General features: G+C 33.0%; 11 protein-coding genes. 4 read left to right on the top strand and 7 right to left on the bottom strand.

All coding sequences use genetic code 11. From position 1 onward, the window contains the following. Together DMZ43_RS07945 and DMZ43_RS07940 are read left to right on the top strand one after the other, a co-directional pair. Entirely contained in the window at nt 1-333 is a 333-nt protein-coding gene (locus DMZ43_RS07945; protein WP_131507263.1) for a ribonuclease Z, read from the top strand. A gap of 9 nt (nt 334-342) precedes the next feature. Beyond that, the gene (locus tag DMZ43_RS07940; RefSeq protein WP_131507261.1) at nt 343-1,263 is read left to right on the top strand and encodes a ribonuclease Z; all 921 of its coding nucleotides are present in this window, start codon (nt 343-345) and stop codon (nt 1,261-1,263) included. On the opposite strand, the gene DMZ43_RS07935 is transcribed toward DMZ43_RS07940, so the two are convergent. From DMZ43_RS07935 to DMZ43_RS07920, 4 genes are all read right to left on the bottom strand, one after another. After that, nucleotides 1,167-1,658 (bottom strand): hypothetical protein, encoded by a 492-nt coding sequence (locus DMZ43_RS07935; protein ID WP_131507259.1) that lies wholly within the window; start codon nt 1,656-1,658, stop codon nt 1,167-1,169. The genes DMZ43_RS07940 and DMZ43_RS07935 overlap by 97 nt on opposite strands. Nucleotides 1,659-1,701: 43 nt before the next feature. Beyond that, nucleotides 1,702-2,616 carry an alpha/beta hydrolase gene (locus DMZ43_RS07930; RefSeq protein WP_131507257.1) on the bottom strand — a complete coding sequence of 305 codons (915 nt, stop codon included), beginning with the start codon at nt 2,614-2,616 and terminating at the stop codon, nt 1,702-1,704. A gap of 76 nt (nt 2,617-2,692) precedes the next feature. Continuing rightward, on the bottom strand, nt 2,693-3,613 hold the full coding sequence (locus DMZ43_RS07925; RefSeq protein WP_131507255.1) for an AraC family transcriptional regulator: 921 nt from the start codon (nt 3,611-3,613) through the stop codon (nt 2,693-2,695). 94 nt (nt 3,614-3,707) lie between these two features. Then, nucleotides 3,708-4,121 (bottom strand): hypothetical protein, encoded by a 414-nt coding sequence (locus DMZ43_RS07920; RefSeq protein WP_131507253.1) that lies wholly within the window; start codon nt 4,119-4,121, stop codon nt 3,708-3,710. A gap of 82 nt (nt 4,122-4,203) precedes the next feature. Between DMZ43_RS07920 and pdxH the strand changes: the two genes are divergently transcribed. Further along, complete coding sequence (gene pdxH / locus DMZ43_RS07915; protein ID WP_131507251.1) at nt 4,204-4,851, top strand: pyridoxamine 5'-phosphate oxidase; 648 nt, start codon at nt 4,204-4,206, stop codon at nt 4,849-4,851. Between the two features lie 202 nt (nt 4,852-5,053). Continuing rightward, complete coding sequence (locus DMZ43_RS07910) at nt 5,054-5,548, top strand: CAP domain-containing protein (RefSeq protein ID WP_131507249.1); 495 nt, start codon at nt 5,054-5,056, stop codon at nt 5,546-5,548. 558 nt (nt 5,549-6,106) lie between these two features. On the opposite strand, the gene DMZ43_RS07905 is transcribed toward DMZ43_RS07910, so the two are convergent. The 3 genes from DMZ43_RS07905 to DMZ43_RS07895 form a co-directional block, all read right to left on the bottom strand. Next, nucleotides 6,107-8,017 carry an OmpA family protein gene (locus DMZ43_RS07905; RefSeq protein WP_131507247.1) on the bottom strand — a complete coding sequence of 637 codons (1,911 nt, stop codon included), beginning with the start codon at nt 8,015-8,017 and terminating at the stop codon, nt 6,107-6,109. Nucleotides 8,018-8,028: 11 nt separating this feature from the next. After that, the gene (locus tag DMZ43_RS07900) at nt 8,029-8,964 is read right to left on the bottom strand and encodes a type IX secretion system membrane protein PorP/SprF (protein ID WP_131507245.1); all 936 of its coding nucleotides are present in this window, start codon (nt 8,962-8,964) and stop codon (nt 8,029-8,031) included. A 13-nt stretch (nt 8,965-8,977) separates the two neighbouring features. Further along, the coding region (locus DMZ43_RS07895) for a gliding motility-associated C-terminal domain-containing protein (RefSeq protein ID WP_131507243.1) at nt 8,978-12,319 on the bottom strand (3,342 nt) is incomplete at its 5' end.

Here is a 12,319-nt window from a genome sequence, read left to right as displayed (position 1 = left end):
ATGATTTTTGACAAAGACGGAAATACAACTATCATTACACAAGAAAAAGCTACGGTTGTTGAACTAGTAAAAAAGCTTGAAGTAATGTATGAGCGTTTTAAAAATGACAATGTAATTGTTAATCTTACTAGTTTAAATAAAATTCCTTTAGAACAAATAGTAGAATTTTTAAGTATTTCAAATACACATAGAGCATCAAAACATTCGTTTGTTATAGTTACTGATAAAACCAATTTAGATGAAACTCCTGATGAAATTGTTGTAGTTCCTACACTGCAAGAAGCTTATGATATTATTGAAATGGAAGAAATTGAGCGCGATTTAGGATTTTAAAACAACTACATGCAACTAACAATCCTTGGCTGTCATAGTGCAACTCCACGAATAGACACAAACCCAACGTCTCAAGTATTGCAAATTAAAAACCACATGTTTTTAATTGATTGTGGCGAAGGCACACAAGTGCAGTTAAGAAAAGCTAAGATTAAGTTCAATCGCATAAAGCATATATTTATTTCTCATCTTCATGGTGACCATTATTTTGGTTTAGTTGGCTTGATATCAACTTTTAGGCTTTTAACCAGAGAAACTGATTTGCATATTTATGGACCAAAAGGACTTAAAGAAGTCATTACACTCCAAATGAAATTAGCCGAATCATGGACAAATTATAAACTGATTTTTCATGAGTTAACTTCAACAAAGTCTGAATTAATTTTTGAAGACGATAAAGTAGAAGTTCATACAATTCCTTTAGACCATCGAGTATACACTAATGGGTTTTTATTTAAAGAGAAACCTGGAGAGCGAAAATTAGACATGAATGCAATATTAAATAATGATATTGATATTGCCTATTATAGAAAGTTAAAACAAGGAGCAGATGTTGTAGATAACAATGGAGAACTAATTAAAAATAGTGAGCTTACTAAAGCTCCATCTCCAGTTAAAAGCTATGCGTTTTGTAGCGATACAGCATATAACCCTAGTATTGTTCCTATCATTAAAGATGTTGATGTGCTTTATCACGAGTCTACTTTTTTAGAAAAACACGCACATTTAGCTCCAAAAACAAAACACTCTACAGCAAAAGAAGCTGCTCAAATAGCTAAGTTAGCTAATGTAAGGGCATTAATTTTAGGTCATTATTCAACACGTTATAATGACTATGAAGATTTTCGAGAGGAAGCTTCATCAGCATTTGATAATGTGTTGTTATCTAAAGATGGAAAATCATTTGATTTTGATGATTTGAGGTCATAATTAGTTGCCCAATGCAAAGCTTCGGCCAAAGACCTAAATCTTAATACATTATTCTTAATGATAATTTTTTCTAAAGTTGATACTTTAAAAGCTTTGTCGCTATAAGTAACAAAAGCACTTGCTTTTAAAATAGGGAATTCATCATCAAGTATATTAAATACTATAGGTTCGGTAGAGTAGGTGTTCACTCTGTTTGCAATACATACAATTTTAGCATTTTTACCATAAAAATCAGTTATTTCTTGAAAAATAACTTTTAACTTATTGTAGCTTAAATGGACTCCTTCATTGATTTCGGCAACATAAAATTTACTAAATAAATAAAAAGTTCCAAAAGACAGTTTCAGTTTGTACGAACTGTTTTCTTTGTAATAACGTGTTAGTTCTAGTCGCATATTAAAGTGTTTTTGAGGTTGTTTGGTTAATATTTGAAGGCTATTAATTCATATGTTTTTTATACCATTGGCTAGCATATTCTATTGCTTTGTTAACTTCAGGTTCTTGATCGTAAAAGCTAAATTGATGAAATGGTGACTCTAAGTCAGTATCCATCCATATAAGTTGTTTGTTGTGAGTTGGTATGGTGTTATAAAATTTTTTTGTGTAGTCAGGTAAAACAGCACCATCTGAATGTATCATTAATGTTGGTGTTTTAATTTTTTCAGCATAAGGCATAGGATTAGTTGTTAACCAATCTTCCCAACTAGCAACTGCAAACTTATCATTACTCCATTCTTTAATTGCGCCTCTTTTAGGATTTAGGTAATAATCGTACGATCCAAACATGGCTGCACTTTCATCTGTTTCAGATATTGTTGGTATGTATTCTACCTCTCCAGTAATAGCGTATTTAATTTTTGCGTTTTTTGCAGCTTTAATTTTTGACCTAACACCTGTCTCTCCACCATAAAAGAGTTTTACGACTTCTTCATCATGTAACCAAGATGCAATAGTAACTACTGAAGAAATTTGATTGTCTTCAGCAGCTGCCATTAATGTATACATTGCGCCAGCACAAATGCCTAAAACTCCAATTTTATTAGTGTCCACAGTTTTTTGTCTTGATAAAAAAGTAACTGCATTTTTAATATCTTCTTTTTTAAGTTTTGGTCTTTCAAAAAAACGAGGTTCACCTTCACTTTCACCATAGTGACTAAAGTCAAAAGCTAAGGTGATAAACCCATTTTTTGATAATTTTGAAGCATAAAGACCTGCCATTTGCTCTTTTACTGTTGTCCAGCTTCCAGAGACTATAATAGCAGGATATTTTTGCTTATCACTATAGTTATTGGGGTAAAAAAGGTTGCCCTTAAGTTTGAGGCCTTTGCTATTAAAAGATATTTTTTTTTGCATTTTATTTCTTATGAATACAAAATTCTAATTATTAGAACTTTGTATCTAAATAAAAACAAAGGAAAAACTATAAAAATCAAATATTACTTTCTTTTCTGTAAGAATTTGGTGTTTTTCCTGTCATTTTTTTAAAGAAACTACTAAAATTGTTAGGAGATTCGTAATGTAGAGAGTATGCGATTTCTTTTACACTAAGTTGAGTGTTAATAAGTCTTGATTTAGCTAAATTGATAACATGGTTTTGTATTAACTGTTTTGCTGTTTGCCCTGTAATTTGTTTAATTACAGTATTTAAATGATTGGGATGAACATTTAATATATCAGCATAGAATGAGGTAGAGTGTAGCTTAGAATCAAAGTTAGTATTGATGTCTTGAAAAAAAGAAGTCTCAATAAGTGTTTGAAACCGACCTAGTATTTTTAAATCTGTTTTTCTAATTTCTTCAGGAACATCTAAAGTGGTATTTGTGTTTTTAAAATACCTTTTAATGTAGTTTAGTAACAGTAACACTTGCGATTCAATAATTTGAAACTTGTCTTTATGATTACTGTGGTATTCTTCATAAATTGATTCGTAGATGGCTAAAACTTCGTCTACTTGTTTTTGTCCAATCTCTAAAGGGATATCTTTTTCAATCTTTAAAAAAGGAAATCTATTCAAGATATTATTAAACACTGAAGATCTTGATATAAAGTCTTGATTAAAAATGATGTAAAAGCCTTCCCAATCGGGTAAAATATCCCAAGATAAAATTTGATAAGGTGAATTAAAGAAAATGGTGTAACCAGTAGGAAAGTCAGTATGATGACCAGAAATAGCTTTGCCACCTCCTGCAACTTTTATGGCAATAGCATAAAATTCATGTCTAAAAGGAGGTTGTTTAAGATTAACGGTTTTCATGTTAATCTCAAATCTTCTAATGTCAAACTCTGAATGTTTAGGTTTAGATATACCTATTCCCTTACAATATTGTTCTATGGTTCTAAAATGATCCATTGTTAATTGCTATAAATTTAAATAATAATGTAAGGGGAAATATTTTAACTAAAATAAGCTTTTTTGAGAGTAAAAGCAAGACAGTTCTATTTTATTATTTAAACTCCTTTAAATTTTTAATCCAGTTTATAGCTTCATCTAAAGAGCCGCAACGCTTTATACTCATCTCTGAAAATCGCTTTTCAATAGAGGCGTTTATGTAATTAAGTTCAGTATAAGACACCATAGCACTAGCAACAATAAAACCATAATCTCTTTGAAATCTAATCCACAATTGTGGTTCAATAGAGTAGGGGTTTACTCTGTTTGAAATATATCCAATTTTAAGATTTGACCCATAGTAATCTATTAATGCAGCAATAACCTGTTGAATTTTGTCCCAGTCAAAATGGACGCCTTCATTTATTTCAGAGATTATAAACTTGTCAAAAAGATAAAAATTACCAAATGAAAACTCTACTTTTGAGTGTTTAAGAAGGTTAAAATATTTGCTATTTTCAAATGTCATGGGACTAAAATAATTCTTAAATTTATATGAATTACTTTATTCAAAAAAATAAAATCTAATCAAAAAAGCATATTAAAATCTAATGAGTACAGACTTAAGTAATTACAGAAAATCTTATGAAAAACATGAGCTTTTATTAAAAGATGCTCCTGCAAACCCTCTAGAGTTGTTTAAAAGATGGTTTCATGAAATAGATGCTTCTTTTCCAGAAATTGAAGCTAATGCAATGACGTTATCTACAATAAGTTTAGATGGTTTCCCTAAAAGTAGAATTGTGCTGTTAAAGGAGTTTAATACTGATGGTTTTGTGTTTTATTCTAATTATAATAGTGACAAAGGACAAGCCATACTAGCAGATCCTAATGTTTGTCTTTCGTTTTTTTGGCATTCAGCTGAACGACAAGTTATAATTAAAGGTATTGCTGAAAAAGTTGATGCTGCTACTAGTGACGACTATTTTTCAACACGTCCAAGAGGAAGTCAACTAGGAGCATGGGCTTCTAACCAAAGCGAAATTATTGCCGATAGGGATGTATTGAATAACAAGTTAAAAGAATTAGAGCTTCAATATAAAGACAAAGATATACCTAGACCTAATCATTGGGGCGGATTTTTAATTAAGCCTACAGAAATTGAGTTTTGGCAAGGGAGACCTAATAGACTTCATGATAGAATTGAATATAAATTGAATTCAGATTCTAGTTGGACAATTAACCGACTTGCACCTTAATTGTTTTTTAGCTTTTACAAAACGATAAAGTGTACAATTTTATCGATAAAAAGTAAGAATATTCCTTAATTTTATGCATTTCATCGATTATTGACATTTAAAATCGATGAAATGCATGTTTTTTATCGATTTTAACATTTTATTAACAGTCTACTACGTATAGTCTTCTAATTTTACTACACCAAATCTAAATAACCCTCTTATGAAGACTAAATTTTACCTACCTGTTATGGTATTGTTTGCAATGTTAAGCTTCTCTTGTTCTACTGAAGAATTCCCTGAAAATGAAGCAAATAATATAACATTACAAAACGCACCAGCTGCAAAAAGTATTGAAATAGAAATTTTAGAGCTTATCAATGCGCACAGAATAGAATTAGGCTTAAATCCATTGAACAATTTAAACATTATTAAGTCTGTTGCCTATTCGCATACTGACTACATGGTTAGTGTTAATCAAGTAAATCATGACAATTTTTTCCAAAGAAAGAGTAGTTTAGAGCAACACGCATCAGCAACTAAAGTATCTGAAAACGTTGCTTATGCATTTAGCTCAGCACAATCAGTTGTAAATGCATGGATTAACAGTGAAGGTCATAGAGCAAATATTGAAGGAGACTTTACAGACTTTGATATTTCTGCCGAACAAAATGAAGAAGGTAAATGGTATTATACCAACATTTTTATAAAACGTTAATAGATTAATTATTAGTTAATGAATTAAGACCACTTTTTAGTGGTCTTTTTTTATTTAAAGGTTTTATTTATTTAATTCATGGTCATTAATGTAAATACAGGAATTGCATTTGTTGTACTGTTATAAATCATGCAGCTAAACCATATACTATTTCTAGCTTAACCATGGTATAATTCAAACTACAAATAGATAGTTTTATTAGCTCTGATAAATTAAAGTATGTAATTATTAAAAGTACTTTAAATTTGAGTACATTGTCTATGAGTTATACTCACTTTAGTCCATTAACCTAACGGAAACGAGAAAAGAAATCACAAATGTTTGGAGCAGTAGGATATTTTATTAATGCTAGAAGAGAAGAAGCATACTTAATTATTAATATTAAAGTTTGAAATGGATTATTCAACTACCGTAACAAAAAATGATTCTAGGTTGTCATAAGGCTTAGTTTTTAATAGTTCAAAATTACAATGGTTAGGCAATAATTGACTTAACTATGATGTATAAAAAAACAGGCTATTATTAGCCTGTTTTTTTATTCTTATAATTAAGTGCTGTTTAGTTTTTTAAGATATAGAAGTGAGATCTTCTGTTAAGTTGATGCTCTTCAGGAGTACATTTTACACCATTTGAACACTTGTTTAACAATTGTGTTTCACCATAACCAATAGCACTTTCAATTCTTTCAGGAGCTATACCTCTTGATAATAAATATTCATGAGTTGATTTAGCTCTTCTGTCTGATAGTTTTAAGTTATATCTATCACTACCTCTACTATCAGTATGCGACTCAATTTTAATAACCATATTTGGGTGGTCTCTCATTACACTTACTATATTTTCAAGTTCGTAAGCAGCATCAGGTCTTATATTCCATTTGTCAAAATCAAAGAAAATAGGGTTGATAACTATTTCATTATTTATAATTAACGGAATTAAATCTAGGTCTAATGTGTTTTCTTCATTATTAACTTCACCAGTCATAATTTGTTTATGATTGTCTTTATAATCTGGTTTGGTAGCTAATACAGTATATTCAGTATGACATTTTACTTTAAATGAATATGCTCCATTTTCATCAGCAGTAACTTCGTTTAAGATTTTACCTTCTTTGTTGATTAGTTTAACGGTAGCCATTGCAATAGATTTTTGAGTTAAACTGTCTCTAATGGTTCCTTTAATTATTTGAGAACAACCAATAAATCCATAAATATCATCACTACCAGCTCCATCAGGTCTGTTTGATGAAAAGTAACCAATTTGAGTGTCAGAATCTATAATAAAACCAAAGTCGTCGTAACTTGTGTTAAAAGGAGCACCTAAGTTTTCTACTTCAGCATTTTCACCTTTTAATATATTTGATTTAAAAATATCCAGGAATCCTAAGTTTATATTACTGTCAGAAGAAAAGTATAATGTATTATCCTTGGCAACAAAAGGGAACATTTCTTTACCATCTGTATTAATTTCAGGTCCTAAATTTTCAGGAGTTCCATATTTATTATCTCCAAGTATTGCAACTTTATAGATGTCTGTGGATCCATAACCACCATCACGATCAGATACAAAAAATAATGTACTATCATCAGGACTTAAAGCAGGATGACCAGTAGAGTAGTAGGTGTCGTTAATAGGAAGTTCAACTACATCTTGCCACATGCTATCTACTAAAGAAGCTTTATAAATCTTTAAATGTGATGTTCCTTCCTTGTCAGTTTTTAACTTGTTTCTTTTATTTACATTGTCTCTAGTAAAGTACATTGTTTTTCCATCACTAGTAATAACTGCATTTGCTTCATGGAACTCAGTATTTATTTTTGGTCCATTAATTTTATTTACTTTTTCATAAGTGTTTACACCATCTTTTACAGTAACTTCTACTTCATAAAGGTCTAAAAATGGTTCACCATTCCAATCGTAAATTTTGTCTTTTCCATCTCTTGAAGAAGAGAAAATTAACTTACCATCTTTTTCAAACGCACCAAAATCGGCAAACTTGGTGTTAATTGGTAATGTGTTGATAGTAACATAAATTTCATCAGTAGATGATAGTTTTTCGTAAAGTTCAAGGTTATCATACTCTAAGCCTGCAATTCTGTCGTCATCAGGATTTTCTGCTTTATATTTTTCTAACCAAATGATAGCTTCTTCATAATTACCTAAACCTCTAAGCGCTTGTGAGTACTTGTAAAAATATTCAGGATCAATTTTATTTTCATGTAACCTTACAGCTTCAGCATACCATTTTGCTGATCCTTCAGAATCTGAATTATTGTAATAACAATCACCTAATCTAGTTAATACATATTCGCTACTATCACCTTTTTTTACAGCTTCTTCATAAAATTCAGTAGCCTTTTGATAAGCGAAGTTTTTAAAGAACTTGTCAGCTACTTTTACTTGCTGTTTTTGAGCAACCATAAAAGTACTACTAAGTGCAACTATTAATAATATTATTCTTGCTTTCATAATCTGTTTTTTTAGAAGTATCTAGGTGATTTAACACGTTGTGTCTTGAAAATTTCAAACATAAGTAAAACTTCATGAGTTCCACTTGTATAAGGTCTAATATCTGAAATAGGATACTCATAAGCATAACCTATTCTCAATTGTTTTGAAACCTGAAAATCGGCAATACCACCAACAGCGGCAGCAGACTCATTCATTCTATAAGCAGCTCCTAACCATAGTTTTTCATTAAATAAGAAGTTAGCTGTTATATCAAATGATAAAGGAGCTCCATTTGTAGCTTTTAGCATTGTGGCTGGTTTGAATTTTGTGGTTTCGCTTAAATCGAATACATATCCACCAGTAAAATAATAACTAACACGTTCTAATGATACATAGTCAATATTTCCTTGGCTCCCTTTGTTGTAATCAGTATTTAAAATTCTAGGAGCAGAGAGGCCTATATACCATTTGTTTGAATGCCAATAAACACCAGTACCAATATTTGGACTCCATCTATTAGATACATCATTAAAGAAAGGGTCATTTACTACCGAAGGGTCATTAAGTAAAGCCTGATCTAAATTATAATGAGTAAATCCAGCTTTAAGACCAAAGGCAAGTTTGGTGTTTTCTCCAGTTTGAATAGTATACGAAAAGTCACCATATAGGTAAGAGAAATTTTCATAACCTAACTCATCGTTAATAAACGACAATCCTAAACCAATTTTCTCGTTTCTAAGCGGTGTATGAATAGACAAGGTTTGTGTAGTTGGTCCACCTTCAAGACCAACCCATTGGCTCCTGTGCAATCCAACAATACTTAATGTTTCTCTACTACCAGCATAAGCTGGGTTTATCGAGATAGTGTTATACATATACTGTGTAAACTGAGGTAACTGTTGGGCAACACTTGTCCAGCAATTGAACAGTATAAAAACGATTATGTTAAACTTTAATAATTTCATAATAGGTTAAAATTTATTTGGTTCCTATGTAGATTGGACCTGTAAAAGGTTTTAGCTGCAGTCCATTACTACCTTTGATGTTTATTATATAATAATACGTTCCTGAAGGTACTTTATCAGATCTTCCTATTGAAGCTTTTGAAGCTGTACCATTCCAATCATTTTGATAATTGAAGTTTTCATAGATTTTTGCTCCCCAACGGTTGAATATTTGTAGTTCAATAGTGAACCCACAATCCTCAACACCAGTGATTGTAAAGAACTCATTCCATTGGTCACCATTAGGAGTAACAGCTTTAGAAATCACAACATCTTCAGCGCCACATGGTAGTACAATACAATCATCATGAACTGTAATCATTACTTCAACAGTGCTTGGACATGGTCCGTTTGCTACAGTGTAAGTAAAGATGTAATCACCTAGATCAGCTGTTGCAGGGTCAAAGATGCTTCCGTCTAACGTAGCGTTACCAGAAACAACTTCCCAAACACCATTACTGTCATAATCTCCACTTAATAAATCAAATAAGTCAATAGCTAAATCATCTATACAAAGTTCGGTATCATATCCTGTGAATGTACTCTCAACATTTACATTTACTATTTGTGTATAGATTGCTTCGTTACCACATTCGTCAGTAACAGTCCAGCTTCTAGTGATTGAATAATCTTCTAAACCATCATTTGAATCATTTGATTCGTTAAACTCTACAGTTATGTCAGAAGAACAAGCGTCTTCAAATACTAATTCTGGTACTTCAGGAATATCTGAACAGCTTACATCTATAGTTGTTTCAAAGTCTCCAACAATAATAGGCGCAGTAGTATCTACGATATTAATAGTTTGAACAAGCGTAACAGTATTACCACAATCATCAGTCAATGACCAAGTACGTGTGATTACAGATTCATTAGCACAGTTCCCATCAGCAACCGCATCTGAGTAAGTCGCTTCTAAACTAGAGTCACAGTTATCTGCTTCATCCGTTACATCACCAGTAAGTGTTAAGTCATTAGCATCTTGATCACACTCGATAGTTACATCAGCAGGTACAGTAAATGTAGGCGCAGTAGTATCTACGATATTAATAGTTTGAACAAGTGTAGCAGTATTACCACAATCATCAGTTACTGACCAAGTACGTGTGATTACAGATTCGTTAGCACAGTTCCCATCAGCAACCGCATCTGAGTAAGTCGCTTCCAGACTAGAGTCACAGTTATCCGCTTCATCCGTTACATCACCAGTAAGTGTTAAGTCATTAGCATCTTGATCACACTCGATAGTTACATCAGCAGGTACAGTAAATGTAGGCGCAGTAGTATCTACGATATTAATAGTTTGAACAAGTGTAGCAGTGTTACCACAATCATCAGTTACTGACCAAGTACGTGTGATTACAGATTCGTTAGCACAGTTCCCATCAGCAACCGCATCTGAGTAAGTCGCTTCTAAACCAGAGTCACAGTTATCCGCTTCATCCGTTACATCACCAGTAAGAGTTAAGTCGTTAGCATCTTGATCACACTCGATAGTTACATCAGCAGGTACAGTAAATGTAGGTGCAGTAGTATCTACGATAGTAAATATAGCAGTAGTAGTACTTGAGTTACCACAACCATCAGTAGCTGTAAAAGTTACAGTAGCTGAACCAGTTGCACCACAAGCATCTGCAAGTTTAGTAAAGTCATTTGTCCATGTAATTGCTGAACAATCATCAGAGGCAATAGCGCCACCATTATTAGTTAACCAATCATTAAGGTCATCAACATTACCAGCACCATCACATTCTACAGTTAAGTTAGCACTAGTAGTATCTATAGAAGGAGCAGTAGTGTCTTGAATAGCATAAGAAGCTGTTGTAGTTGATGAATTTCCACAAGCATCAGTAGCTGTAAATGTTACTGTTACTGGAGCAGAACAATCTGATTGAGCTCCATTGTAATCATTTGTCCAGGTTATAGCACCACAATTATCTGATGCTACAGCACCACCATTATTATTTAACCAGTTTTCTATTTCTCCGTTATTACCTGAACCATCACATTCAACAATAATATCTGTTGCGTTAGTGTCAATGACAGGCGCAGTTGTATCTACCACATTAATAGTTTGAACAAGCGTAGCCGTGTTACCACAATCATCAGTTAATGACCAAGTACGTGTGATTACAGATTCGTTAGCACAGTTACCATCAGCAACCGCATCTGAGTAAGTCGCTTCCAGACTAGAGTCACAGTTATCCGCTTCATCCGTTACATCACCAGTAAGAGTTAAGTTATTAGCATCTTGATCACACTCGATAGTTACATCAGCAGGTACAGTAAATGTAGGAGCAGTAGTGTCTACCACATTGATAGTTTGAACAAGCGTAGCAGTATTACCACAATCATCAGTTACTGACCAAGTACGTGTGATTACAGATTCATTAGCACAGTTCCCATCAGCAACCGCATCTGAGTAAGTCGCTTCTAAACCAGAGTCACAGTTATCCGCTTCATCCGTTACATCACCAGTAAGAGTTAAGTCATTAGCATCTTGATCACACTCGATAGTTACATCAGCAGGTACAGTAAATGTAGGCGCAGTAGTATCTACGATATTAATAGTTTGAACAAGTGTAGCAGTATTACCACAATCATCAGTTACTGACCAAGTACGTGTGATTACAGATTCATTAGCACAGTTGCCATCAGCAACCGCATCTGAGTAAGTCGCTTCCAGACCAGAGTCACAGTTATCCGCTTCATCCGTTACATCACCAGTAAGTGTTAAGTCGTTAGCATCTTGATCACACTCGATAGTTACATCAGCAGGTACAGTAAATGTAGGCGCAGTAGTATCTACCACATTGATAGTTTGAACAAGCGTAGCCGTGTTACCACAATCATCAGTTAATGACCAAGTACGTGTGATCACAGATTCGTTAGCACAGTTGCCATCAGCAACCGCATCTGAGTAAGTCGCTTCTAAACCAGAGTCACAGTTATCTGCTTCATCCGTTACATCACCAGTAAGAGTTAAGTCATTAGCATCTTGATCACACTCGATAGTTACATCAGCAGGTACAGTAAATGTAGGCGCAGTAGTATCTACCACATTAATAGTTTGAACAAGCGTAGCAGTGTTACCACAATCATCAGTTAGTGACCAAGTACGTGTGATCACAGATTCATTAGCACAGTTCCCATCAGCAACCGCATCTGAGTAAGTCGCTTCCAGACCAGAGTCACAATTATCCGCTTCATCCGTTACATCACCAGTAAGAGTTAAGTCATTAGCATCTTGATCACACTCGATAGTTACATCAGCAGGTACAGTAAATGTAGGCGCAGTAGTATCTACCACATTAAT

The sequence above is a fragment of the Meridianimaribacter sp. CL38 genome, from assembly GCF_004328055.1.
In the GTDB taxonomy this organism is placed as follows: Bacteria; Bacteroidota; Bacteroidia; order Flavobacteriales; family Flavobacteriaceae; genus Gaetbulibacter_B; species Gaetbulibacter_B jejuensis.
Note: the sequence above shows the minus strand (reverse complement) of the source record. Positions and strands in the feature narration are given on the sequence as shown.